Origin of the sequence: Nesterenkonia sp. NBAIMH1, from assembly GCF_007922635.1 — a bacterium.
In the GTDB taxonomy this organism is placed as follows: Bacteria; Actinomycetota; Actinomycetes; order Actinomycetales; family Micrococcaceae; genus Nesterenkonia; species Nesterenkonia pannonica.
This window is the reverse complement of the sequence record NZ_CP042335.1, coordinates 611,153-635,939: the sequence shown is the minus strand read 5'-3', so window position 1 is coordinate 635,939 and position 24,787 is coordinate 611,153. Positions and strand designations below refer to the sequence as shown.

Sequence of the window (24,787 nt, the reverse complement as noted above, 5' to 3'; positions counted from 1 at the left end):
CATCCTGGTGAACGGACCTGGCCGTCAGCCGAATGCTTGCAGGTCAGTCACTTGGAGCTCCCGTCAGGGCTGGGTGAGGAACACGTCGGCGTAGTACCAGCCGTCGGCTTCCAGCCCGGTGGGGTCCAGGCCCCGCTTCTCGGTCTCCTTTACGGCCTGGGTGTGCTCGTCCTCGCTGACGAACTGCCGCTGTCGTAGGTGTGCGCCGGGCTGGCGCGTGAGGGTGACGCCGAAGCGGGCGAAGGCTTCCTGGATGGGGCCCATGTCGAACTGCCGCAGGGCGAAGAGGGCTGCGCGCACCTCGCCGGGGCGCTCGAGGCATTCGAGGACCCGGGTGATGGTGGCGTCGGTGATGTAGCTGATGCCGCCGGTGCAGGTGATCAGCTGGGTGCCGCAGATGCCGTCGGCGAGGCTCGCAGAGGGGGCGTGCTCTTCGAGGTTCTCGGCCCATCCGGCCTCCAGCAGGCCGGCGCCGGTGGCGTAGTCGATGGCGGGCTGGGAGATGTCGAGGCCGCGGATCTGGGCCCGCTTGCTGCGCATGGAGGCGTAGAAGTCCCGGTCCTGGGCGATGAGGTCGGCGGGGGCGACGTCGTCGAGGGACGGATCCTGGTAGCGGGCGCGCAGCTGCCAGAGGGAGGCGGTGTGGTTCAGCAGCATGGCGTTGAAGCCGTAGGAGCAGCAGAGGTCCAGCACCTGGGTGCTTTCGGGCTGGCCTGCGGGCAGCTGCGGGAGGATCCAGGGCAGCGCGTTCTGGGGGACCTGGTAGTCGTACTGGGAGAGTTCGCGCAGGTAGCCGCGGGGGTCTGGGGCGGTGTAGATGTCGGTGAAGGAGGCTTTGTAGCCGAGGGTGCTCATGGGCTCTGGTTCTGGCTGGAGGGCGCGGGCGTCAGGCGTTGAAGTGGGAGCGGAGGGCGTCGACCCGGTTGGTCTGCTCCCAGGGGAATGAGGTGTGGCCGAAGTGTCCGTTCTTGGCGGTCTCGGCGTAGATGGGCCGTTTGAGGTCGAGGTCTTCGATGATGCCGAGGGGCCGCAGGTCGAAGACTTCGCGGATGGCGTCGGAGATCTGCCCGGGGTCCACTTTCTCGGTGCCGAAGGTTTCGACGTAGACGCCGACGGGGTGGGCCCGTCCGATGGCGTAGGCGATCTGAATCTCGGCGCGGTCGGCGAGCCCGGCGGCCACGACGTTCTTCGCGACCCACCGCATGGCGTAGGCGGCGGAGCGGTCCACCTTGGAGGGGTCCTTGCCGGAGAAGGCGCCGCCGCCGTGGCGGGCGAATCCGCCGTAGGTGTCGACGATGATTTTGCGGCCGGTGAGCCCGGCGTCGCCGACGGGTCCGCCGATGACGAAGGGCCCGGAGGGGTTGATGATCTCGTCGACGCTGCTGATGTCGAGGTCTGCGCCCTGGATCACGGGGGCGATGACGTGCTCGCTGATCTCGGCCTGCAGCTGCTGCTGGGTGGTCTCGGCGGTGTGCTGGGTGGAGACCACCACGGTGTCGAGGGCGACGGGCCTGTCGCCGTCGTAGCGGACGGTCACCTGGGTCTTGCCGTCGGGGCGCAGGTGGTCCAGCAGACCGGACTGGCGCACCTGGGTGAGGCGTGCGGAGAGCCGGTGGGCCAGCGCGATGGGGGTGGGCATGTAGGTGTCGGTCTCGTTGGTGGCGTAGCCGAACATGATGCCCTGGTCCCCGGCCCCCTGGGCGTCGCGGGGGTCGACGGCGCCGCCGCGGGCCTCCAGGGAGTTGAACACGCCTCCGGCGATGTCGGGGGACTGCTGGCCGATGCTCACGGAGACGCCGATGCGCTCGCCGTCGAACCCGTTGGCGGAGGAGTCGTAGCCGATGCCGGTGATGGTGTCGCGGACGATGGAGGGGATCTCGACGTAGCCGGAGGTGGTGACTTCCCCGGCCACGTGGACCAGGCCGGTGGTGGTCAGCGACTCGACGGCGACCCGGGAGTTGGGGTCGACGGTGAGGAGTGCGTCGAGGATGGCGTCGGAGACCTGGTCGCAGATTTTGTCCGGGTGGCCGATGGTCACCGATTCGGAGCTGAACAGGCGCATTGCGTTGGAAGTCACCGGATCAGAGTACCCGCGCGCGGGCCGGATAGGCTGGCTCCATGACGACTTTTGACTACAGGATCGCTGACATCTCGCTGCATGAGGCTGGCCGCCACCAGATTCGGCTGGCTGAGCACGAGATGCCGGGCCTGATGGCGCTGCGCGAGGAGTATGGGGAGTCCAAGCCGCTGGCGGGGGCCCGCATTGCTGGTTCGCTGCACATGACGGTGCAGACGGCTGTGCTGATTGAGACGCTGACGGCTCTGGGCGCGGAGGTCCGTTGGGCTTCCTGCAACATCTTCTCCACTCAGGATGAGGCTGCGGCGGCCGTGGTGGTGGGCCCCGGCGGCACCGCGGAGAGCCCTCAGGGCGTGCCGGTGTTCGCATGGAAGAACGAGACGCTGGAGGACTACTGGTGGACGGCCACCCAGATCTTCAGCTGGCCCGGTGCTGACGCGGACCCGTCCAAGGGCGCGAACATGATTCTTGATGATGGCGGGGACGCGACCCTGCTGGTGCACAAGGGCGTGGAGTTTGAGGCCGCCGGGGGCGTGCCCTCTGGCCAGGAGGACGACCCGGAGGAGTACCGGATCATCCTGGAGACTCTGCGCCGCTCCCTGGGGGAGAACGCGCAGCGGTGGACGAACGTGGCGGAGCAGCTCATGGGTGTGACGGAGGAGACCACCACGGGCGTGAACCGGCTGTACCAGCTGGCCCGGGAGGACAAGCTGCTGTTCCCGGCCATCAACGTCAATGACGCGGTGACCAAGTCGAAGTTCGACAACAAGTACGGCATCCGCCACAGCCTGCCGGACGGCATCATGCGCGCCACCGATGTGCTGCTGGCGGGCAAGACGGCCGTGATCTGCGGCTACGGCGATGTGGGCAAGGGCGCCGCGGAGGCTCTGCGCGGCCAGGGCTCCCGTGTGGTGGTCACTGAGGTGGACCCGATCAACGCGCTGCAGGCCGCGATGGACGGCTTCCAGGTGCTGACGCTGGACGACGTGGTGGAGCAGGGCGACATCTTCGTCACCACCACCGGCGGCAAGGACATCATCACGCTGGATCACATGCGCCGCATGAAGGACAAGGCGATTGTGGGGAACGTGGGCCACTTCGACAATGAGATCGACATGGCCGGGCTGGAGCGTCTCCAGGGTGTGAAGCGTGTGGAGATCAAGCCGCAGGTGCATGAGTTCGTGTGGCCGCAGGCTGACCAGAATGAGGCGGGCACCCGGAGCATCATTGTGCTCTCGGAGGGGCGTCTGCTGAACCTGGGCAACGCGACCGGGCACCCGAGCTTTGTGATGAGCGCGTCGTTCACCAACCAGGTGATGGCCCAGGTGGAGCTGTTCGCGAAGTCCCACAAGGCTGACTACGACGGGGTGGATGCGTACCAGAACCAGGTGTATGTGCTGCCGAAGCTGCTGGATGAGAAGGTCGCACGCCTGCACCTGGACGCACTGGGCGTGACGCTCACGGAGCTGTCGAAGGATCAGGCGGACTATCTCGGCGTGGATGTGGCCGGGCCGTTCAAGCCGGACCACTACCGCTACTGAGCCGCCTCTTCGAGCAGGTGGGCAAGGCCCCGTCGGTCATGAACCGGCGGGGCCTTGTCGTGGGACGTCGTGGGATCTGGGACTCCGCGAATCCCAGAAAGGCCGCACTTTTGGGATTAGCGGGTGCTTCCATCTCACCTGCAGGCCCGTGTGAAGGGTCGTTAGTAGGTGACCCCGGTGAGGTCTTCGGAGACGGCCCAGAGGCGTTTCTGGACGTCCTCGTTGTTGGCTGCGGCGCTTGAGCTGACCAGCACGGGGTGTCCGCGCACCTCGCCGCGGCCGTCGGGGCCGTAGTACTGGCCGCCGGTGACGGCAGGGTCGGTGGCTGCGCGCAGGGTGGGCAGTGCCCCCATCTGTGCCGGCTGGGTGAGCAGGGGCGCCAGCACGGAGACCGGCCTCTGGAGCAGGCGAGGGGTGTGGCGCATGAGTTCGGTGTTGGACACCCCGGGGTGGGCGGCGACCGCGATGGTGGTGCCGGAGGGTTCGAGTCGTCGCTGCAGCTCGTAGGTGAACAGCAGGTTGGCGAGCTTGGACTGGGCGTAGGCGCCCACCCGGCTGTATTTCTGTTCCCACTGGAGGTCGTTGAATCGGATGTCGGCGCCGCGGAAGCGGTGGCCGTTGCTGCTCAGCGTGACGATGCGGGAGCCCGGGACGGGCAGCAGGTGGTCCAGCAGCAGCCCGGTGAGGGCGAAGTGGCCGAGGTGGTTGGTGCCGATCTGGAGTTCGAAGCCGTCGGCTGTGGTGCTCCGGGGCGGGAACATGAGTCCGGCGTTGTTGATGAGCAGGTCGATGGTGGGGTGTGCGGCGCGCAGGTCAGCGGCTGCGGCGCGTACTGAGTCCAGTGATGCCAGGTCGAGGGCCTGGACGGAGACGTCGCCGTCGATGCGGGCGGCAGCTGCCTCGCCTTTGGCGACGTCGCGCACTGCGAGGACGACGTGTGCGCCGTGGTTGGCGAGGGCGCGGGCGGTTTCGAAGCCGAGGCCGGTGTTGGCGCCGGTGACGATCGCGACGCGGCCGTGCTGGTTGGGAATGTCCTGCTCTGTCCAGTGCTGTGTCACGGAGCTCCTATGTGGTGGTGCCGGGGGTGGGGGCTATTCGCGCAGGGGTGAGCCGGTGACGTCGTATTGGAATCCGTCCATCTTTCCGGTGAGCAGCGGCATCGCCTCAGTGATGGCTTCGCGCACGGAGGGGAGTTGGAGGGATTCTTGGTGTGCGGCGGCGGAGATCCAGAGTTCGGTGACGAACACGGTGTCCGGCTGGTCCTCGGAGGCTCCGACCTCGTAGAACAGGCAGCCGGCCTCTGCCAGTGAGGGGTTGGGCCGGGTGAGGATGTCGATGACGGCGTCCCTCTGGCCCGGCTTGGTCTCCAGGGTGCCCACGTTCGCGAAGGTCATGGCCTGAATGTAGTGCGTCGGACCACCCAGCGGAAGAGGGTTACCTTGAGATGCGATCTAGAGGCGTCCTTGACCGATTGCTGTCAGCAGGTTGCGCTGTTGCGCCTTCGCAGTGGGCCAGTTTGGCAGCTCATGGGAGCGGATGTTTCTGCGAAGAAGTTCGAAGTTCGTCTGACGCCACTGACGGAACAGCTCCTTCGCCACACTAGGAGACAGATGAGCTTGGATCTGTGCGCTTAAGTGCAAAGTTGCGGCCAGCGTGGGGTCAAAGTCTGCAGCCTGCAGTAGGACGTTGTCTGTGTCTTCTTCGTAGAGCCATGTCTCGATCTCTTCGGAGGCGATGAACCACACGATGGCCGTAGCAATGTCGACCGCGTCTTTGTATTCGCCCCGACCGGGCTGGGACCGGTCGATCCAAGCGCGCATCTTGAGCGCGGCGTAGCCCTGCGGTTGGGGGATTCGCACGGTGAGGTCGTTTCCGAGGGGGAGCGTATCGGATTTGTCGTAGACATCACGGAAGCCGAAAACATCGATGTGTTGGACCGGGGGCCTTATGACCAGGCCGTGATCGTCTTCGATTGGTCCGAAGGGTGTGAGGTCTACTGCGTGGCCTGCAATTCTTCGACGTAGACCATTTGTCCCGGCCTCGGGGAAACTGCCTGCAATTTTGTCGTACTGATCCCAGGTTGCGACGGCGACGCCGAAGTCCCAGTCTTCGGTGCCACGGAGCGGAAAGTCGTGGCCCATTGTGGAGTGGAGTATGTCGCGGCACGAGGCGCCGACGAGCATCAGCTGCGTTGGATCGGTGCCGACTTTTGAGAGCTCTTGGGCGATGCGTAGGGGCGCGTGGAGGAGCTGTGGGTCAGCTGGGTGTTTGGAGGGAAGTGGCATGCCTAAGCTCCTTGGCCATCTGGATCTGTCGAGGTTCGCGGGATGCCATGAGATCGGCATAAATGAGCAGTTCGGGTGCACGCTGAACGGTGCCCTGAGGGATCTCTTCAGAGCGACGCCGAGGGTCGAGCCAGAACTGAGGTCTCACGAATATGTTCGCGTCGGCCTCTGTGCGTTTCCATCTGTTGGCAGCGGCAATTCTTGCGTTGAATGCCGACGTGTAGAGAGTAAGGGTGAGATGGCGTATTTCTGAGGCGGCCGCCTCCCCGCTTACATATGCAACTGTGTCGTCGTCCATCACGAGGTGTTGGGGGTCACCTGTGAAGCGGCGTTCCCTGGTAGGTGATCCCAGTCCGCTGGGGTACTCCGAAGTCCATATGTCTATGAGTTCATCGCGGTGGGTGAGGGCGTCGTCGTTCCTGTTGGTGATGAATTGGCGTTCGCGGAGGAGTTTGATCGTGTCATGTGCTTGGCCAGTGGATGCGCCGCTGTAGAAGGCAATATCCCGGAGGGGAGCGCTGAGGAGTTCCGGCCAAGTAAGCAGGGCGAAGATGACCTGGGCTCTTCGGGGCGTGAAGAGAGTTTTCTGGGGTCCGGGGCGCATGCTGGTTTTGAGGGAGGGCTTGGGGATTCGACCGCGTACGTCGATGAGGACGTCAGCGAAACGTATGTGGGCGTTGCCGGCCTCGTCCAGGTAGTTGATTCCGTCCTCTCTGAATGCGTCAGCGGCTCGGGGCATGATGCGGGGGCCGAATGCGAAGACGGGAGCGCTGCGGCGCACAGGAGGCGGAATCGCATGAGCGAGAGCGGTGAGGGTCATTTTCGGCAGATAGACCGCTGTGACGTATTCACTTTGTCTTCCGCGGATCAGCTGCCCCGCTCTTTCGAACTCGTACTCTTTGTAGAGGCCAAGGGGTTGAGGCGTTTTCAGTTCGAGGTCGTAGCCGGCCAGCTGGTTCTGTAGGTGCTCAGCGAGGATCTCCATTGCTGACTCCGTTCAGTAGTTTGGCTTGTTCAGTTTAACTGAACACTGGTAACTACTGAACACGATCGTCGAATGACCACACTCGAACGGTTCAGACACCATCCGTCCTCGAGTCCGGACATCACAGATAATCCGCGAGTGCGTCGTGCTGGTCCTGGAGTGTGAACCCCGTGGACTGGAGCTTGGTGAGGTCGAAGGTGCTGTGTGCGGGGCGTGGTGCGATGCCGCTCTTGCCCGCGAAGTACTCCTGGGTCGTGACGGGGGTGACTCTCTCCGGGTCGTGGCCGGTGAGTTTGTAGACCTTCTTTGCGATGTCCGCCCATGCGGCTGGCTCTCCAGCGTTGGAGACGTTGTAGGTCCCGTACGCGGCGCGCGTGGTCAGCAGGTGGTCGATGGCGCGGGCGATCTCGCCGGCGAAGGAGAGTCGGCCCATCTGGTCGCTGACCACGGACGGGTCCACGCCGCGTGCGGCGAGGGATGCCATGGTGCGGACGAAGTTGGGACCGTCGCCGATGACCCATGAGGTGCGCAGTATGTAGTGCTGCGGCGCGGTGGCGACGGCAGTGTCCCCGGCGGCTTTGGACTGTCCGTAGACGCCCAAGGGACTGAACGACTCATCCTCGGTGTGGATCTGCTGGGTGCCGTCGAAGACGTAGTCGGTGGAGACATGCACCAGGGTCAGTTGGTGCTCGGCGGCGATGCGCGCCAGGGCAGCGGGCCCTGCAGCATTGACCGCCCACGCGGCTCGTCGGCCCTCCTGCGTTTCGGCCTCGTCCACGGCCGTGTGGGCCGCGGCATTGACGATGGTGGAGTACTGGGACCAGTTGATCCGGTCGAGGGTCTCCGGTGCGGCGAGATCGACGGTGTCCCGGCCCAGCACCTCGACGTCAGAGCGTTTAGCCCAGCGTGCGCTGAGCGCTCGTCCCAGCTGGCCGTTCGCGCCGATGACCAGCGTCTTCTTCGCCGGCATGGGGGTGACCGCCGCCAGGCGGGGGTGGGCCTTGTCCTTCTCGGACAGCACCGCGTCCTCCAGCGGGATCGGCCAGGGGATGGCGACGGTCTCGTCGGCGAGGTTGAGGAACGTGTACTCGGATTGGGACTCGGCGGACCAGTGGGCGTTGACCAGGTAGGTGTAGGCGGTGTTCGCCTCGAGCGCTTGGAAGGCGTTGCCGACTCCGCGGGGCACGAACACCGCCACGGTGGGGTCTATCTCGCACCAGTAGGCAGCGCCGAAGGTGGGCCCTTCGCGCAGGTCCACCCAAGCCCCGAACACCCGGCCCGTCGCCACGGAGATGTACTTGTCCCATGGTTCGGCGTGGATGCCGCGGGTGACCCCGGGCTGGGCGTTGAAGCTGATGTTGTTCTGCACCGGTCCGAAGTCCTCCAGGCCGAGTGCGGTCATCTTCTCGCGCTGCCAGTTCTCTTTGAACCAGCCGCGGGCGTCTCCGTGCACGGGGAGGTCGATGACCTTCAGCCCGGGGATGGGTGTCTCGTTCACGCGCAGGTCCTTGCCGGTGGGCAGTTCACTCATGGGTGGTCGGCCTTTGCGTACTGCGCCTCAGTGGGTCCTTTGCGGTCGCGCCACCATGGTTCGTTGTCCCGGTACCAGTCGATGGTGTCCCGCAGCCCGGCGTCGAAGTCAGTGTGCTGGGGCTCCCATCCGAGCTCCTCGCGGAGCTTGGTCGCGTCGATGGCGTAGCGGAGGTCGTGGCCGGGGCGGTCCGTCACGTGGTCGAAGGCGTCCTCGGGCTGGTCCATCTCACGCAGGATGCCTCGGATGACGTCGAGGTTGCTGCGCTCGCCGTCGGCGCCGATCAGGTAGGTCTCGCCGGGTGTTCCGTGCTCAAGGATGGTGTGGACCCCGGAGGAGTGGTCGTCGACGTAGATCCAGTCGCGCACGTTGTGGCCGGTGCCGTAGAGGCGGGGGCGGACGCCGTCGATGATGTTGGTGATCTGGCGGGGGATGAACTTCTCGACGTGCTGCCGCGGTCCGTAGTTGTTGGAGCAGTTGGAGATGGTGGCCTCCAGCCCGAAGGAGCGGACCCAGGCCCGCACAAGCAGGTCCGAGCCTGCTTTGGTCGAGGAGTACGGGGACGACGGGTTGTAGGGGGTCTCGGGTGTGAACTTCGCGGGGTCGTCGAGGGCGAGGTCGCCGTAGACCTCGTCGGTGGAGACGTGGTGGAAGCGTGTGTGGTGCCGTCGAGCGGCTTCCAGGAGGGTGTAGGTGCCGACGATGTTGGTGTGCAGGAAGGGGGACGGGTCCTGCAGCGAGTTGTCGTTGTGGGACTCTGCGGCGTAGTGCACGACGGCGTCGGCCTCGGCGACGAGGGAGTCAACAAGGTCCGCGTCGGCGACGTCTCCCACCACGAGTCTGAACCGCTCGGGTGGGAGGGCTGCGAGGGATTCGGTATTGGCGGCATAGGTCAGCCGGTCGAGTACGACCACCTCATAATCGGTGTTCTGTATGAGGTGGTGAACGAAATTGGATCCTATGAATCCGGCGCCGCCGGTCACCAGAATGGTGCTCATTGCCTCAGCATATGGCTTTTTCATCGGTAGGATGCGGTCAGGCCGCCACATCTCGCGCGGCGGCCCCGAGGAGCATCGGGGGATTTATGGCACGGAAGGGCATCATTCTCGCCGGTGGGACGGGCACGCGCCTGCATCCCATCACTCGGGGGGTCTCGAAGCAGCTGCTGCCGATCTATGACAAGCCGATGATTTATTACCCGATTTCGGTGCTGATGCTGGCCGGCATTCGGGAGATCCTGATCATCTCAACTCCGGATGATCTCCCCATGTATCGCCGCCTGCTGGGGGAGGGGGAGGAGTTCGGTGTGCATTTCGAGTATGCCGAGCAGCCCTCGCCGGACGGGTTGGCGCAGTCGTTCCTGATCGGTGAGGAGTTCATCGGTGACGACAGTGTGTGCTTGGTGCTGGGGGACAACATCTTTCATGGGCAGCACTTCACGGAGAAGCTGCTGCGCGCCTCGGAGCAGCAGCGGGGGGCGACGATCTTCGGCTACCAGGTGAAGGACCCTGAACGGTTCGGCGTGATCGGGTTCGATGAGGCGGGCAACGTCACCTCGATCGAGGAGAAGCCGGAGCGGCCGAAGTCCCCGTTTGCGGTGACGGGCCTGTACTTCTATGACAACGACGTGGTGAAGATCGCCCGCGATGTGAAGCCCTCAGCGCGCGGGGAGCTGGAGATCACCAGCGTGAACAGCGCCTACCTGGAGCGCGGGGACCTGAAGGTGGAGCGCTTCGGGCGCGGCTTCGCATGGCTGGACACCGGCACCCATGAGTCGCTGCTGGGGGCGTCGCAGTATGTGCAGACGGTAGAGCACCGTCAGGGTCTGAAGATCGCCTGTCTGGAGGAGATCGCGTGGCAGAACGGCTGGGTGAGCACCGAGCAGCTGGCCCTGCAGGGTGAGCAGCTGAAGAAGACGGACTACGGGCAGTACCTGTTGACACTGGTGGCCGAGGGGGAGGGCTAGACTCGGGGGCGATGAGCGAGCGAATCACCAGCGGTCAGACGTTGCCAGGGCTACCGTCGTCGCAGGCAGCCCCTGGGGGCCTGCAGCATCTTGTTGCGGAGGCGGCGGAGCGGTCCACCAGCGACACCATCGTCATCCTGGGCAAGGGGCCCTCGGCGGATCAGGCCACCGGCCGGATCTTTCAGCACCATACGGTCATTGGGGTCAATGACGCGGAGCGCATCCAGCCCACCGACATCACGATCTTCCACGAGCGGTGGGTGGCGGAGTCGATCCTGGATGAGGGGCTGCGCTCGCATGCCTATGTGACGTCCACGGATTTTGATGTGCCGGGCAAGACGGTGGTGAGGCTGCCATTCATGCCGCTGGCCAATGATGAGGAAGACATCATGCTCTCCCGGTTCCAGAGCCGAGAGGAGGTCGTCATTGAGGAGGCCATGTTCCTCACCGCCCTGGAGATCTCCAGGGCGATCGCGGACCACAAGGGACGCCCGCAGACGGTGTACATGGTGGGCTTCGACTTCACACCGAAGGCCGGCATGGCCCGGGCGGCGACCACCCAGTACGCACCGCACCTGACCTCCGGCCGTGGGGCAGGCATCCATTTGCAGCAGTACATCCTGCGCAACGCGCTGTACGTGTTGGAGGACTCGAATCTGACGGTCCACCACGTGGGCACCCATGAGTTCTCGAGCCTGACGGTGGAGGACCTCAACGAGAAGTTCCGGATGCTCATTTCGGAGCCCACCGGCAAGATCCCAGCGATTCGCGATGAGCCGGAGCCGGAGATCCCGCACGTGGAGATCACCGCGGAGATCACGACAAACCACTTCGGTGACATGGGGCGCCTGGAGCGTCTGGTGCGCGCCGCGCACGCGGCCGGTGCGGATTGGGTGAAGGTGCAGAAGCGTGAGGTGGAGAGCTTCTACGCCCCCGAGCAGCTGGCACGGGCGTACAAGTCGCCGTTCGGCACGACGTTCGGGGATTACCGCCGGCAGCTGGAGCTGGACCGTGAAGGGTTCCGATTCCTGGACGAGCTGTGCAAGGACCTGGGCATCGGCTGGTTCGCCAGCGTCTTGGATCAGCCGAGCTTCGAGTTCATGATGGACATGGATGCTCCACTGATCAAGCTTCCCTCCACGATCTCGGAGAAGCGCGACTACTTGAGCTACGTGGCAGAGAACTACACAGGTTCGTTGGTGATCTCGACGGGCATGACGGACCAGTCCTATGAGGAGTGGCTGCTCTCAACGTTCACCAAGCAGGACACCCTGTATCTGCTGCACTGCAATTCGGCGTACCCGACCCCGGATGAGCACACCAACATCGGTGTGGTCCGGCATTACGCGGATCTGGCGGAGCGGCAGGCGGACAAACCAGGACCGCGCATTGTGCCGGGCTATTCGAGCCACGACTTCGGGTGGATGGCCTCAGCGTTGGCCGTCGCGGCCGGGGCCGGCATGGTGGAGAAGCATGTGAAGCTGGGAAACACCGAATGGGCTCACTTCGACGCGGTGGCGGTGGATCTGCTCACTGACGACTTCCGGGAGTACGTGGACCAGGTCCGCCAGGCGCAGGTGCACGTGGGCTCCACGCAGAAGCACATCACCGATTCCGAGCACCACAAGTACTGACGCGCTGATCGCAGACTTCGCTTCGGCCGCTGGGCAGGGTTGTTGGCATCTCGCAAGGCTGACAGTGTTCTCGTAGCCTCACCTGGCGTCGAATGCCGAGAGCTCGACGACAAACTCATCCCAATTCAGACAGGTGTACGACCAGTCGATTTGATTCGCCTGTCTCGGTGTACCTCGGGTCTGACCGAGGGCGGGCGTCACCGGTGAGATCTACTCGCGCGACCGTTTCGTCGTCACCGCTGGCAAACGTTTCGAACTCTGCGCTTGGGTCGCGTGCTTGCGTCCGAGCTGCGTCTGTGGCTTGTTGCCAGGTGGTTGGACTTGAACCCTTAGTGAGCCGTACAAACTGTGGCCACCCCGTTTGCCCGCAGGCATCTATTTGATTCAGAAGTCGAGGAAGTTTATAGGCGTCGGAGGTTTTGGAGGCCGAGGAGGTCGTAGCGAGGAACTAGTCGGTACAGAGGTCCCAGACTGATATGTGTAGGTGATCAACTTGTCAGCTGTCTTGGCAGCTTGGTTGGCGTTCTTTGCGACCATGGGGCAACTGGTGGCTCCCTCTGCACTGGGTGTTGTGGATGACCTACTGCGCGTGCGACCTCATCTGTCGTGAGCACACGCAACCAGGTGGCGAACCAAAGTCGTCCGGCCCGACGGAATCCGAGTTCTGTTATGTCTTGGTTCTGAGTTTTGCAGTAGTCCACAAGCGTTTGTACCGGCCACCGTGGCTCTGGAAAAACATAGAAGGGTTGTTCGTGCCGCGGGCGAGCATGGTAATGGCACAGCTGCGGGTAGCTTACGGAGACAGAACGGGTGCTTTTGCTATCTTCGGTGGAAGTCTTCATCTCGAGCTGCAGGGCCTTGCCGGGCGCGCGAGGTAAGTGATCTACGCTGATGTCCTCGCCGGCGGCGGGCCACCATAAGCCAGCTTTTGATGCATAGCGGTAGTTGATGTATTGACTCACCCAGTGCTCGAGGGTCTTTTCGGGGATCGTGACAGCCATCGACCCCTCCTATATGTCGCGCGGAGGACGCCGTAAATACGTGCGAGTCATTTCTTCCGCGCCAGATCGTACATGTGCTCGAGCATCGGCAGGCCGACACGGCGGTACTGTCCGTAAGCAGGGAAGAGGTATTCAGTGAGGTCCGCGCCGGGCTCCACACTCAGGACGACCGCACCGTCGGGCTGTGTCAGTGACGGCGTCAGCACTTCGACAGTGGTGGCAGCGAGGGCAGGAAAGGCCCACATGGCGTCGAGGGAGAGCTCGACAAGCTCACGCGGCAACTGCTCGTAGACATCCACAGTGACGGCGCCGCGCCCGGTTTCCGCACTGCTCAGAAAGACGACCTCCCCTTCGCCGGGGATGATCTCCCCGTCGACGTCAGCGGCATCGAGCATTGTGTCTGTGCCTTTCGGGAGGCGTTCGCGCTGCACGGCACATGCCTTGAGCCTCTGGCGGGCCGCGGAGGCGAGCTGTCGCACGGTCTGCGTGCCATCACCGATGACACTCCACGGCACTCGTACCACTGCGGCGGTGGCTTGCTCGCCGACTACGTGAATCCGCACCTTCACACCCTCAAAGGTGGGGCGGGTTGCATGCGGAACACCGGACGCTTCCAGGTACGCCTGAACAAGCGACGGCACCTGAGTGGCTCGCTGTGACTGTTCACTCACCAGGGTGGTGTAGTTGCCAGCCAGTCCACCCACGGTGATGCCTGGACGCTGCAGCAGGTAGGTTCCTGCGACTTGGGTGAGCTTCATGTGGCGCCGCTTCGACGCGTCGTCCTGGAGCATCTGCCGAGTCCGAATGGGGTGCTCCCATGTGTTCAGCTCTCTGCCAGCTACGTGCTCGGTGATGAACGCTGCCATCGGTTCGGAGGCGTAGGACGCTGCTGCGGAGATTCCCGGATGGGCGGACATGGGCTCCAGCATAGACGCGCACGGCTCTCTGGGCCGCGTAGTTGTATGATCGCCCGAGTGTCCAGCCCCGTTTCACGAACTCTCAGGCGTGCCCGACGCACAGTTCTTCCCCACGCCGCAGGCCAAGGTGCAGCCGCCTCGGGTCCCGCAGGTCGTCGCCTTCACCCACGCAGCGCCCGAGCGTGTCTTTCCCGCCGTGGTCGCCCTGCACACTCTGGGGGAGCACCACCCGGAGTTTGGCCTCCTCCTGCTGACGGACGCGCAGGCGCTCAGTGAGCAGGACGCGCAGCGTCTGCGCTCCTCCGGCATCGAGGTGCTGGATACGGGCCAGGTGGCGTCCCGGGCAGATGCTCTGCCAGAGGCGCTGTACGAGTGGATGGTCCCTCATCTCCTGGCTGAGCGCGGTGTTCGGTTCTCTCTGAGGGTGGCTCCGGACATGGTGTTCCTGCAGAGCATGAATCCGTTGAAGCAGCCGATGCGCAGCGGTCACCCGGTGGCCTATGCTCGTCGGCCGGTGGATTACCGGCTGCAGGGGGCTCATCGCCGCCAGGTGAGAGAGGCTCTGGGCATCTCGGTGCCGAAGCGCCGCCGGCCGGAGCATTCAGTTGTCCTGTTCCGAAGCAGCCACCTTCGCAGCCGCCTGCCGGACATCTACGCAACAGTCCTCTCCGTCCTTGGGCATGAGGAGTTGGCCATGGAGGCGGCCGTTGACCTGATGCTCACCAGCTACGGAAAGGACGCTGTCCATCACCTGCCCGGGTCCGTGGCACACCGAGCAGACGGATACATCAAGGGGCTGCAGCCGAAGGAGCACATTCGAGGGCTGGTGGCGCCCAGCAGCCCGCCCCCGTGGGAGCCTCTCAGCACGCAGCACATCCGCCACGCAACGATGGGGCGAGCATCGGTGAGTCTGGCAGCCCGCGATGTCTGGCTGACAGCGGCATCAGGGTGGAAGGCTTTGAGGATTTCACGGACGAACGCGCCGCGGATCCGCTGACGCGGCTGAAGCAGCTCAACCAGTTGGAGGGCGTCCGTCGGAGCGAGGACGCCGAGCAGGCCAAGAAGGACGAGGCGCAGGCCAAGCGTCAGCTGACCTTTCCGCGTCGCATATGGAGAAGTGCGGCGGAAGTCGACCCCGCCCAACCGTCGCAGTACCTAGCGCTGGCGGCGGACGAGCAGCACGACTTCCTGTTCTTGCCCAAGGCGGGGGCCCAGAAGCTGTTCGTGTTCTTCTCCGGCTATGCGGACCGTTCCAAGGTGCAGCCGCCCGTGTTTCAACGGTGGACGTGGGCGGAGAAGTTCCCCGGGCACTGCGTGTATTTCTCTGACCCTGCGCTCATGGGTTCCGGTAATTTGACCACGAGCTACTACACAGGCTCCCGACAGACAGATTCATTGAAGGTCATTGCGCAGTTTGTGCGTGACCTGGCGGAAAGGCTCGGCATTCTGCCGGAGAACATCGTGACCTACGGCTCCAGCGCGGGAGGCATGGCCTCGCTTCGCATCGCGCAGCACCTGCGCGGTGCCGCGCATATTGCCATCAACCCGCAGACCCACCTGGCAGCTCACAGGCAGGAAAAGGTGAACCGGGTGGCGAGGGAGAGGTTCGGCGAGGATTCCCTGTCTCCAGCTGCCCGATGAATTCGCGCACCGTTTCACCGTGCTGTCGCCAGACGTGCTGGAGAACGCGGGCCGCATCCTGGTGCTGCAGAACACGGCGGATACCTTCCACTTTGAGAATCACTACACACCGTTCGTCGCCCACGTCGAGGAGAGTGGAGCGGCCTGGAAGGTCCGCACGCACGAGTTCACCCATCCGGGAGGTCATCGCCACGGGGAGAACCGGGATGCATTTCGGACTGCGGAAGCATTCTGGGAAAGCACCGGCGACACCGCGGCCTGAGCGTCTCCAGAGACCTGATCGGGCGTTCACGCTCTGATAACGTCACCAGTGGCACCCGTGCCTTCCCTTCCCTCGAACAGCAGCAGGTCCATGAAATACAAGGTCGTGAATTTCCGAGCCGACCGCATCAGCGGCTGGCTGTTCAACCCCGATGCGCCTCAGGTGCGGCAGAAGTTGGCCGTGGTGGTCAATGGCGAATCAGCCACCACCCTGACCTGCAACGTGTTCCGCGGTGAGCTCTCAGGCGATGAGTTCCCCACACGCAATGTGGGTTTTCTCGGCTCCCTGCCTCCGAACTTGTGGACGGGAGAGACGTACCAAGTCAGTTTGCAGGACCCGGTGTCCGGGCAGACGTTCGCGGAGGGTGCCCTCGACACCCCTGATGTCCGCATCTCCGCGGAGGCTGACGTGGCGGGGGACGTCCGGATTACTGAACGCGGCGAGGTTGCCGGTTGGGTATCCCGTGCGGGTGACCGCACCACCGTTCAGGTGCTGGTCGACGGCCAAGAGATCTTCAAAGGTCGGGCGAACCAAAAGAAGCTGCGATTCAGCGGCAAGGACTTCGACCTCACCGTTCCGCCAGAGTTCGCTTTCTCTGCCCAGGTGCCGCCGGAGTATTTCGACGACGAGCAGCACTTCGTCGAGGTCCGGGTCAACGCCACCGAGACCACCGTGGCGCAGTCCACGCCGCGACTCGTATCTGCACACCGCGAGCACGCAGCTGAAGAGGCGGAGCGTCTTGCTGCTTCGGAGTCGGATGCCTTCGAGCCCTGGCGCAAGAAGAGCTCTGAGGCAGCAGCCATCCAGTTGGAGATGCTGAGCGTAACAGCCTCTTACGCTCAGGCGACGCTGACAGGTGAAGGGCTCCACACACGTGTTCTTCTCAGGGTGGGTGAGGAAGTCGCGGTGCTGCACCCCGTGGCGGAGCCGCGCGGGAACCTGCCTCCACGAGACCCATTCGCAGCACTACGCGGCTGAGATATCCGCCGGTGTGGGCTTCGAGCAGCTGAGCCTGGCCACGGTGAGCGAGCCGCTCACGTCCACCTTTGACCTGCGCCTCGGCGACGAGGGCGGTAGGCGGCCTTCGGGCTGCCGCGCACACTCGTGGAGGATCAGGACGGCGAGTTCGTGGTCTCCGCGCCTGAACTCGATGCGGGGACCTTCGAAGGTCATGCCTTCCACACCGCGGCGTTGGACGTACCTGTGCAGGTCGTCCTGGAGGAGCTCACGTCGGACGGCTCGCAGATCCTCGCCCAGGTCGAAGCATCACAGGGCAGCAAGCAGGTTCTCCGGCGATACGGCGTTGCGACGGGTTCTTACAGCCTGCCGCTGCCAGTGGAGGTGCTTCGTCGAAAGACCTCGCATCTGGTCCTGCGTGCAGTGCACGCCAGGGACGAGGAGGTCCTCTGGGAAGACCCGGAGTTCTACCCCAAGAATCAGTTCCTTCTCACCCAGAGTCTCAACACCTCGTCACGGAGCAAGGCGACGGACCTGGTGAAGCGAGCTCGTCAGGCCGGTCGCAAGAACTTCGTCGAGTCGTTCCTCGGGACGTACAAGTACGGGCAGGCGGACCTGACCCTGGACGACATCACCGAGGGCCTCAGCGCCGGTGCGCAGACCACCGGTGACGTCCTGGAACCCTCCTCGGGAGCGATCTGGTACTGGTTGAAGGAGCTGCGCGCCAACCCGGGGCGCATCGACTGGTTCACCCAGACGGCTGTGCGAAACCGGATGGGCGATGCACGAGACCTACTGGCCTACGCCGCGACGAAGGGTCGTCTCGATTTCGCGCAGGTGCATGGCCTGCTGGAGTCGGCCCGCATTGAGCTGTTCCGGGAGGCCGCGGAGAACCAGCTGCAGCGCGATTACTGGGCCTCTGGGGTCCTCTCTCTTGCGCGATACCTGTACAGCGCACCACGGGACGAGATCGACTATCTGGACTCACTTACGCTGTATGACATGTTGGCACGGTGGCGCGGCTTGGACCGCATCACCGATACCAACCGGTCCTACTACGGTGATCTGCTGATCTGGCGCGGCGAGTTCACCCGCGCTGCTGAAGTACTGTCGGAGACTGATCCGGACCCGGTCTACGACTACTCACAGAATCTCTTGGCGCTGAATGCTGTGAATCCGCACGTCAACTCGGATACGCATGTGCCGGAGCTTTGGCGCAGCGAGTTCAATGAGCTCCTTACCCAGGGCGGCGCGTCGGGCATCCACTTGGACGCGGGGGAAGTCTCCTTCTACTCGTTGATGTCTGAGATTGATGGCCCGCACGCGCCCGTTGAGGACGGCCCATTGGTCAGCGTCATTGTGCCGATCTTCGAGCCGAGCCGTGCCACGGATGTTGCGGTGGCGTCGTTGCTGGGCCAGACCTGGCGCAACCTTGAGGTCATCATTGTGGATGACTGCTCGCCTGCCACCGATGAGCAGGGCAATCCCACCGGGTACCGCGAACAGTTGGAGCGCTACGCGGCGAGCGACAGTCGGGTTCGGGTGGTGTTCAATGAGCAGAACCGTGGTGCGTACTCCGTCCGCAATGACGGCCTTGATCTGGCTCGTGGTGAATTCGTCACGGTGGCCGACAAAGATGACTGGCACCACCCGCAGCAGATCGAGGCGCAGGCGAAGCAGCTCGTGGCGAACCCCGAGATGGTGGCCAATGAGAGCAACTGGATCCGCGTGGATGAGAACCTGAAGTTCATTATGCGTTCCGCTACCGGCAAGGTGGTCTACCCGTCGCTCCCGTCGCTGATGTTCCGGCGTGAGCAGGTCCTGCAGGACCTGGGTTATTGGGACACCGTGCGGAAGTCCGGCGATTCCGAGTTCAAGAGCCGTCTCGAGAACTTCTACGGCATGAAGGTTGAGCCTGTCATCGACGCTCCTCTGGCCTTCGCGTTGATGGATGGCGCCAACCTGACGCGTGAGGACATGGGCGTGGGGTACTTGGCCCCTGATCGCCGCGCGTATCTGCGCGGTTATAAGCGCTGGCATCGTGATATTCGCGAGGAGGGTGCTCATGCGTTCATGCCGAAGACGCCCGAGGAGCGCACATTCGTGGCACCGCCCTCCTTCTTGCCAGAGAGGTCCAGTGAGCCCCCGCATTACGACGTGGTGTTCGCTTCGGAGTTCGGCTTCTTGGCGGGCAATTCGACGTCGCTGTTCACCGAGATATCGGTGTGTCTGGACGCTGGCATGAAGGTTGGGGTGATTCCAATCCAGAATGGTCTGATTCCTTCCGCGTCAAGGCGTCAGTTCAACCGCAAGGTGGATGACCTGGTCTTGTCGGGTCAAGTAGATCGCCTTTCCTTGGACGTTGAGGCGTCTGCGGACCTGTTGATCGTCCGGTGGCCGACAGCTGTTCAGGCGGTGCGGGATACGCCTGCCCGGTTGAAAGCGGGACGAGTTGTCGTGGTGGCGAACCATCCTCCGTATGAGCCGTCAGGACAGCGGCGCAGCTATGACGTGGGACAGGTGACCCGCAATGTGGAGCGCGTATTCGGGGTGCGGCCGCTGTGGGCTCCTCAGAGTGAACAAACTGGAGCCATGTTGGAGCCTATGATGCCTGCGTCGGATCTGGCGGACTTCTCGTGGAAGGGCATCATCACGCTGAAGGAAGAGCACGCGAGCCGGAACCGGTTCGATCCCTCCCGCAAACCTGTGATTGGCCGCCATGCACGCGACGATGCGGCAAAGTGGCCTTCTGACAGGACAGTGTTCCGTCAGGTGTATCCGGTGGATGGTTCTGCGGAGGTGTGCATTCTGGGTGGGGCGAAGGTGCCGACGAAGCTTGGCTATCTCCCGCCGCGACCTAAGGGTTGGGAGGTGTACGTCTTCAACGAGATTGATGTGGAGGAGTACCTAGCCCACAAGCTCGACTTCTTCGTGTACTTTCACTCGGACGGCTGGCTCGAATCTTTTGGAATGTCCATCCTGGAGGCGATGACCTATGGTGTGGTTTGCATCCTGCCGAAGCACTTTAAACCGGTCTTCGGAGATTCTGCTCTTTACGCGGAACCGGGTGAAGTTCAGGAGGTGGTGTCATCTCTTTGGGATCAGGGTAGATATGCGGCCCAGCAGCAGACAGCTTTGAAGTTCGTCGAGCAGCATTGCACGCCCGAGGCGTACTTGCGACGTATCAGTAACCTAGGCGTCGCCGTTCCCAGGGATCCCCAAAGGACTTGAGGCGACTGGGCTTTAGGCTCCCTGGGCGAGTGCTGTCAGAGGGAGCGTCCAAGGAGCGTTGCTAGGTCCTCGAACTGGTCTCGGGGCGTGAAGCCACATGCCTCTAGTTTGCTCAGGTCGAAGGTGCTGTGTGCAGGGCGTGGTGCGATGCCGCTCTTGCCCGCGAAGTACTTCTCGGTGGTGACAGGGGTGACCCTCTCAGGGTCGTGTCCGGTCAGTTCGTAGACCTTCTTCGCGATGTCCGCCCATGAGGCTGGTTCTCCGGCGTTGGAGACGTTGTAGGTCCCGTACTGGGCGCCGGTGGTCAGTAGGTGGTCGATGGCGCGGGCGATCTCATTAGCGAAGGAAAGCCGGCCCAGTTGGTCGCTGACCACGGACGGGTCCACGCCGCGTGCGGCGAGGGATGCCATGGTGCGGACGAAGTTGGGACCATCTCCGATGACCCATGAGGTGCGCAGGATGTAGTGCTGCGGCGCGGTGGCGACGGCTGTGTCACCGGCGGCTTTGGACTGTCCGTAGACGCCCAGGGGGCTGAACGGCTCATCCTCGGTGTGGATCTCTTGCGTCCCGTCGAAGGCATAGTCCGTGGAGACATGCACCAAAGTAAGTCTGTGCTCGGTGGCGATGCGAGCCAGGGCGCCAGGCCCTGCACTGTTGACGGCCCAGGCCGTCCGTCGACCCTTTGCCGTCTCGGCGTCGTCCACGGCCGTATAGGCGGCCGCGTTGACGATGGTGGAGTACTGGGACCAGTTAATGCGGTCGAGGGTGTCTTGGACGGAAAGGTCCACGGTGTCCCGGCCCACCAGGTCCACATCGGAGCGTCCTGCCCAGCGTGCGCTGAGCGCTCGTCCCAGCTGACCGTTCGTGCCGATCACCAATGTCCTCTTCGGCGGCATGGGGGTGACCGCCTCCAGCCGGGGGTGGGCCTTGTCCTTTTCGGACAGCACCGCTTTGTCCAGGGGGATCGTCCAGGGGATGGCAGCTGTCTCATCGGCGAGGTTGAGGAACGTGTACTCGGACTGGGCCTCGGCGGACCAGTGGGCGTTGACCAGGTAGGTGTAGGCGGTGTTCTGCTCGAGGGCCTGGAAGGCGTTGCCCACCCCGCGGGGTACGAACACCGCCACGGTGGGGTCTATCTCACACCAGTAGGCAGCGCCGAAGGTGGGCCCCTCACGCAGGTCCACCCAGGCGCCGAACACCCGGCCCGTCGCCACCGAGATGTACTTGTCCCATGGTTCGGCGTGGATGCCGCGGGTGACCCCGGGGGATGCGTTGAAGCTGATGTTGTTCTGAACCGGCCCGAAGTCCTCCAGGCCGAGTGCGGTCATCTTCTCGCGCTGCCAGTTCTCCTTGAACCAGCCGCGGGCGTCACCGTGCACAGACAAATCGATGACCTTCAGTCCGGGGATGGGGGCTTCGTGGACGCTTAGCGTCTTACCGGTCGGCAGCGTGCCCATCAGTGGCCCGCCTTCGCATACTTAGCTTCAGCTTGGGCCTTCTGGCTACGCCACCAGGTTTCGTTATCCCGGTACCAGACAATGGTGTCCCTCAGTCCGGATTCGAAATCGGTGTAAAGCGGCTTCCATCCGAGCTCCTCGCGGAGCTTGGTCGCATCGATCGCGTACCGAAGGTCGTGACCTGGACGGTCCTTAACGTGGTCGAAAGCATCAGAGTCCAGCCCCATCTCCGTGAGAATGGCTTGGACCACCTGAAGATTGTTGCGTTCACCTTCGGCGCCGATCAGGTAAGTCTCCCCGGAGTTGCCGTGCTCAAGGACAGTCAGCACGCCAGATGAATGGTCGTCCGCGTGGATCCAGTCACGCACGTTATCTCCCCTCCCATAAAGGCGGGGCCGGACACCGTCGATGATGTTGGTGATCTGGCGAGGGATGAACTTCTCGACGTGCTGCCGCGGCCCGTAGTTGTTGGAGCAGTTGGAGATGGTCGCCTCCAGTCCGAAGGAGCGCACCCACGCCCGCACCAGCAGATCCGAGCCCGCTTTGGTCGAGGAGTAGGGGGACGACGGGTTGTAGGGGGTCTCGGGCGTGAACTTCGCGGGGTCGTCGAGGGCGAGGTCCCCGTAGACCTCGTCGGTGGAGACGTGATGGAAGCGCGTTCCGTGACGACGGGCGGCTTCCAGGAGAGTGTATGTGCCGACGATGTTGGTGTGCAGGAAGGGGGAGGGATCTTGAAGTGAGTTGTCGTTGTGGGACTCGGCTGCGAAATGAACCACGGCGTCCGAGCTGGCCACCAGGGAGTCTACGAGATCCCTGTCGACGATGTCCCCAACAACTAGTTCAACGCGCTCGGGAGGAAGGTCTGAGAGAGAGTCAATGTCCCCCGCGTATGTCAGTTTGTCCAACACAACAACGTTGTACGCCGTGCTGTCGACCAAAAAGTGTACGAAATTCGATCCGATGAACCCAGCGCCGCCGGTCACCAACAATGTGCTCATCTATCCAGCATATGGGTTTGGAGTCGGTAGGGTGACATGCACACGAACTTGACGATAAGACCGGGGAGAAGGTCAACCTATGACACGTAAAGGCATTGTTCTGGCCGGAGGATCTGGTACCCGGCTCCACCCCATCACCCGAGGGGTGTCCAAGCAACTACTACCGATCTATGACAAGCCGATGATCTACTATCCGATCTCGGTTCTTATGCTCGCGGGAATACGCGAGATCCTGATCATCTCGACTCCGGAGGACACTCCGCAGTTCGAGCGGCTTCTTGGCGACGGCTCGGACTTCGGAGTGCGATTCGAGTATGCGGTTCAGCCGTCTCCAGATGGTCTAGCTCAGGCTTTCCTGATCGGCGAAACCTTCATCGGTAACGATAGCGTGTGCCTGGTGCTGGGTGACAATGTTTTTCACGGCCAGCATTTCACGGACAAATTGCTGAGGGCGGCGGCCCAGAAGAGTGGGGCAACTGTCTTCGGCTATTTGGTTAAAGACCCTGAACGCTTCGGAGTAGTGGAATTTGATGAAGATGGAAGAGCTATATCTATCGAGGAAAAGCCCACAGACCCGAAGTCTCCCTATGCCGTCACGGGTCTTTACTTCTACGACAACGACGTTATCAAGATTGCCAGGCAGGTGAAACCGTCCCCGCGCGGCGAGTTAGAGATCACGAGCGTCAACAACGCTTACCTGGAGCGCGGTGACCTTGAGGTCGAACAGCTCGGTCGCGGATTCGCATGGCTTGACACAGGTACACATGAGTCTCTTCTCGAGGCCGCCCAGTACGTGCAGACCGTAGAGCACCGTCAAGGCCTGAAGATCGCGTGCCTGGAAGAAATCGCGTGGCAAAATAACTGGCTTACGACAGATGAACTCGCGGAGCACGGGAAGAATCTCCAAAAGACTGACTATGGCAAGTATCTCCAGGAGAGAGCCAAGTTCTGAGAGTTATACTTGTGGTCTGGACTGCCTTATTATTCTGTATGCCGCAAGTCGATCCTTGTCGTGCCTCGACGGCTCGTTTCAGTACCTCCCCCATAGGTTCGCGGCACAAGATAGGGGGCCGCGGGCTCTCTGAGCGGTCGCGCGCAGATAAGGCTAGTCCGCGGTGGCTGGATCGGCTCACTCGACGCGATCATCAGAGGTCCGTAGAACACCGCGCATTTGAGTGAGAGCGATGCGCCGCTGTCGGTAACCCGGAGCCCACGTGCGCTCTGTTAACATCGAAACTTCGAGGCCAGGCCATTCGATTAGGCCACCACGGTTTCGTCTGACAGGAAACGATGGGGACCGACGGTGCCGTTACTACTAGCAAATCTGAACGACCGTGCGGAGCCCAGTGGCTTCGATCACTAAGTGAGCTCGCTGGATCAGAGTCTAGGAGGCTCAGCAGCCTCGAAGAGATCCAGGTCGCCCTCGAAGAAGATGAGACTGCTTATTGCGTGATCGGGTACACGAGTCCATATGACTTCCTGAGCGAGCGCCTCCTTGCGGGCGCAACGCCTGCGACGGCATTGGTGGGTTGGCAAGACTTCGCATCTTCACTCATATCCATGGTCGGCAAATTTTGGAACCGCGTGACGCTTATCGGCGAACATCCCACGACTGACGATCTCGTCACGTTGAACGACAGGCTCGCGGGCAGCGGGTGAAGGATCGTATAGAGGTCGCACCGGAAGGTTCTGTCGCTGATGGCGCTGAGAACGGTCTAAGGCAGCCGGGCATGGAGTTAGCTGTAAGTCAGCTCCTGTCGATGAAGCGCCCCCGTGCGCTGGTTGGCGAGCTCAGGTCTATAACTATCGCAGCTCACGCAGAGCCATTTGTTCCCGAAGTCGTTCAGAAGTATCTGCAAATCACGGAGACGCAGGAATCCGAGTTAGTGGCGCTCAAGCGCCAACTCGCGAACCTCAAGAAGGCGAAAAAGAAACTGAAGCACACCACCAGGCCTCACCAGAAGTAGAGCTAGCGCTCAAGGGCTGCACAAGACTCAGGAACAACTCGAACGTCAGATAGCGGCTCAGAAGGTCAAAGATTCGAAGCTTGCTGAGCTTCGTCGGGGTAGGGCGTACCGAAAAAGCAAAATTCGCCAGCTCGAACATAAGCTGATTGCGCTGCGGCGAGGGAAGAAATGGCGCGATGAGCGAATACAGCAACTACAAGAAAGTCTGTCGGAAAGCGAAAAGAAGGTCGAGTGGTTACGGGGCGTTCGCGAACAACATAGACAAGAAGCTAGAAGATTGCGAACTGAGTTAAGGACCTCCCAAGAGATGAACTCTCGGAGCCAAGACGACGTCAAG

General features: G+C 62.9%; 21 protein-coding genes. 10 read left to right on the top strand and 11 right to left on the bottom strand.

Translation table 11 applies throughout. The features are described 5' to 3' along the window. Positions 1 to 63 precede the first annotated feature (63 nt). Together FS388_RS02950 and metK are read right to left on the bottom strand one after the other, a co-directional pair. On the bottom strand, positions 64 to 855 hold the full coding sequence (locus FS388_RS02950; RefSeq protein WP_146339539.1) for a hypothetical protein: 792 nt from the start codon (positions 853 to 855) through the stop codon (positions 64 to 66). Positions 856 to 886: 31 nt separating this feature from the next. Next, positions 887 to 2,062, bottom strand: a complete 1,176-nt coding sequence (gene metK / locus FS388_RS02945) for a methionine adenosyltransferase (protein WP_146341841.1) — start codon at positions 2,060 to 2,062, stop codon at positions 887 to 889. A 56-nt stretch (positions 2,063 to 2,118) separates the two neighbouring features. On the opposite strand from metK, the gene ahcY reads away from it, so the two are divergent. Continuing rightward, on the top strand, positions 2,119 to 3,618 hold the full coding sequence (gene ahcY, locus FS388_RS02940) for an adenosylhomocysteinase (protein ID WP_146339537.1): 1,500 nt from the start codon (positions 2,119 to 2,121) through the stop codon (positions 3,616 to 3,618). Between the two features lie 161 nt (positions 3,619 to 3,779). On the opposite strand, the gene FS388_RS02935 is transcribed toward ahcY, so the two are convergent. The 6 genes from FS388_RS02935 to rfbB (FS388_RS02910) form a co-directional block, all read right to left on the bottom strand. Beyond that, positions 3,780 to 4,676 (bottom strand): SDR family NAD(P)-dependent oxidoreductase, encoded by an 897-nt coding sequence (locus tag FS388_RS02935; RefSeq protein WP_146339535.1) that lies wholly within the window; start codon positions 4,674 to 4,676, stop codon positions 3,780 to 3,782. A 33-nt stretch (positions 4,677 to 4,709) separates the two neighbouring features. Beyond that, positions 4,710 to 5,012, bottom strand: coding sequence for a putative quinol monooxygenase (locus FS388_RS02930; RefSeq protein WP_146339533.1), 303 nt, complete (start codon positions 5,010 to 5,012; stop codon positions 4,710 to 4,712). Positions 5,013 to 5,069: 57 nt separating this feature from the next. Further along, positions 5,070 to 5,903 carry a nucleotidyl transferase AbiEii/AbiGii toxin family protein gene (locus FS388_RS02925; protein ID WP_146339531.1) on the bottom strand — a complete coding sequence of 278 codons (834 nt, stop codon included), beginning with the start codon at positions 5,901 to 5,903 and terminating at the stop codon, positions 5,070 to 5,072. Continuing rightward, positions 5,875 to 6,888, bottom strand: a complete 1,014-nt coding sequence (locus tag FS388_RS02920) for a type IV toxin-antitoxin system AbiEi family antitoxin (protein ID WP_146339529.1) — start codon at positions 6,886 to 6,888, stop codon at positions 5,875 to 5,877. Before FS388_RS02920 ends, FS388_RS02925 begins: the two co-directional genes overlap by 29 nt. A 121-nt stretch (positions 6,889 to 7,009) precedes the next feature. Then, the gene (locus FS388_RS02915) at positions 7,010 to 8,419 is read right to left on the bottom strand and encodes a bifunctional dTDP-4-dehydrorhamnose 3,5-epimerase family protein/NAD(P)-dependent oxidoreductase (protein ID WP_146339527.1); all 1,410 of its coding nucleotides are present in this window, start codon (positions 8,417 to 8,419) and stop codon (positions 7,010 to 7,012) included. Beyond that, positions 8,416 to 9,417 carry a dTDP-glucose 4,6-dehydratase gene (rfbB, locus tag FS388_RS02910; RefSeq protein WP_146339525.1) on the bottom strand — a complete coding sequence of 334 codons (1,002 nt, stop codon included), beginning with the start codon at positions 9,415 to 9,417 and terminating at the stop codon, positions 8,416 to 8,418. The genes FS388_RS02915 and rfbB (FS388_RS02910) overlap by 4 nt, the downstream gene beginning before the upstream one ends. 86 nt (positions 9,418 to 9,503) lie before the next feature. Here rfbB (FS388_RS02910) and rfbA (FS388_RS02905) point away from each other — a divergent pair, with 86 nt between their 5' ends. Beyond that, the gene (gene rfbA, locus FS388_RS02905) at positions 9,504 to 10,385 is read left to right on the top strand and encodes a glucose-1-phosphate thymidylyltransferase RfbA (protein WP_146339523.1); all 882 of its coding nucleotides are present in this window, start codon (positions 9,504 to 9,506) and stop codon (positions 10,383 to 10,385) included. An 11-nt stretch (positions 10,386 to 10,396) separates the two neighbouring features. Beyond that, a complete protein-coding gene (locus tag FS388_RS02900) occupies positions 10,397 to 12,019 on the top strand; it encodes an N-acetylneuraminate synthase family protein (protein ID WP_146339521.1) in 1,623 nt (540 codons plus the stop codon). A 1,048-nt stretch (positions 12,020 to 13,067) separates the two neighbouring features. Here the strand turns inward: FS388_RS02900 and FS388_RS02895 are convergent. After that, positions 13,068 to 13,937 (bottom strand): hypothetical protein, encoded by an 870-nt coding sequence (locus tag FS388_RS02895; protein WP_146339518.1) that lies wholly within the window; start codon positions 13,935 to 13,937, stop codon positions 13,068 to 13,070. An 88-nt stretch (positions 13,938 to 14,025) separates the two neighbouring features. Between FS388_RS02895 and FS388_RS02890 the strand changes: the two genes are divergently transcribed. The 5 genes from FS388_RS02890 to FS388_RS02870 all read left to right on the top strand — a co-directional run bounded on the left by FS388_RS02890 (position 14,026) and on the right by FS388_RS02870 (position 20,028). Next, positions 14,026 to 14,934, top strand: coding sequence for a hypothetical protein (locus FS388_RS02890; protein WP_146339516.1), 909 nt, complete (start codon positions 14,026 to 14,028; stop codon positions 14,932 to 14,934). Then, a complete protein-coding gene (locus tag FS388_RS02885; protein ID WP_146339514.1) occupies positions 14,886 to 15,578 on the top strand; it encodes a hypothetical protein in 693 nt (230 codons plus the stop codon). Before FS388_RS02890 ends, FS388_RS02885 begins: the two co-directional genes overlap by 49 nt. Positions 15,579 to 15,597: 19 nt before the next feature. Continuing rightward, a complete protein-coding gene (locus tag FS388_RS02880) occupies positions 15,598 to 15,840 on the top strand; it encodes a hypothetical protein (protein WP_146339512.1) in 243 nt (80 codons plus the stop codon). A 90-nt stretch (positions 15,841 to 15,930) separates the two neighbouring features. Further along, on the top strand, positions 15,931 to 16,818 hold the full coding sequence (locus FS388_RS02875) for a hypothetical protein (RefSeq protein WP_146339510.1): 888 nt from the start codon (positions 15,931 to 15,933) through the stop codon (positions 16,816 to 16,818). A 126-nt stretch (positions 16,819 to 16,944) separates the two neighbouring features. Further along, positions 16,945 to 20,028: a glycosyltransferase gene (locus FS388_RS02870; RefSeq protein WP_146339508.1), complete on the top strand. Its 3,084-nt coding sequence runs from the start codon at positions 16,945 to 16,947 to the stop codon at positions 20,026 to 20,028. Positions 20,029 to 20,063: 35 nt separating this feature from the next. On the opposite strand, the gene FS388_RS02865 is transcribed toward FS388_RS02870, so the two are convergent. Both FS388_RS02865 and rfbB (FS388_RS02860) read right to left on the bottom strand, forming a co-directional pair. Beyond that, positions 20,064 to 21,485, bottom strand: a complete 1,422-nt coding sequence (locus FS388_RS02865; RefSeq protein WP_146339506.1) for a bifunctional dTDP-4-dehydrorhamnose 3,5-epimerase family protein/NAD(P)-dependent oxidoreductase — start codon at positions 21,483 to 21,485, stop codon at positions 20,064 to 20,066. Next, on the bottom strand, positions 21,485 to 22,483 hold the full coding sequence (rfbB, locus tag FS388_RS02860) for a dTDP-glucose 4,6-dehydratase (RefSeq protein ID WP_146339504.1): 999 nt from the start codon (positions 22,481 to 22,483) through the stop codon (positions 21,485 to 21,487). The genes FS388_RS02865 and rfbB (FS388_RS02860) overlap by 1 nt, the downstream gene beginning before the upstream one ends. Positions 22,484 to 22,562: 79 nt before the next feature. Here rfbB (FS388_RS02860) and rfbA (FS388_RS02855) point away from each other — a divergent pair, with 79 nt between their 5' ends. Together rfbA (FS388_RS02855) and FS388_RS12975 are read left to right on the top strand one after the other, a co-directional pair. After that, positions 22,563 to 23,435: a glucose-1-phosphate thymidylyltransferase RfbA gene (gene rfbA, locus FS388_RS02855; protein WP_146339502.1), complete on the top strand. Its 873-nt coding sequence runs from the start codon at positions 22,563 to 22,565 to the stop codon at positions 23,433 to 23,435. Positions 23,436 to 24,138: 703 nt separating this feature from the next. Then, positions 24,139 to 24,450, top strand: coding sequence for a hypothetical protein (locus FS388_RS12975; RefSeq protein WP_168198573.1), 312 nt, complete (start codon positions 24,139 to 24,141; stop codon positions 24,448 to 24,450). Positions 24,451 to 24,787 lie beyond the last annotated feature (337 nt).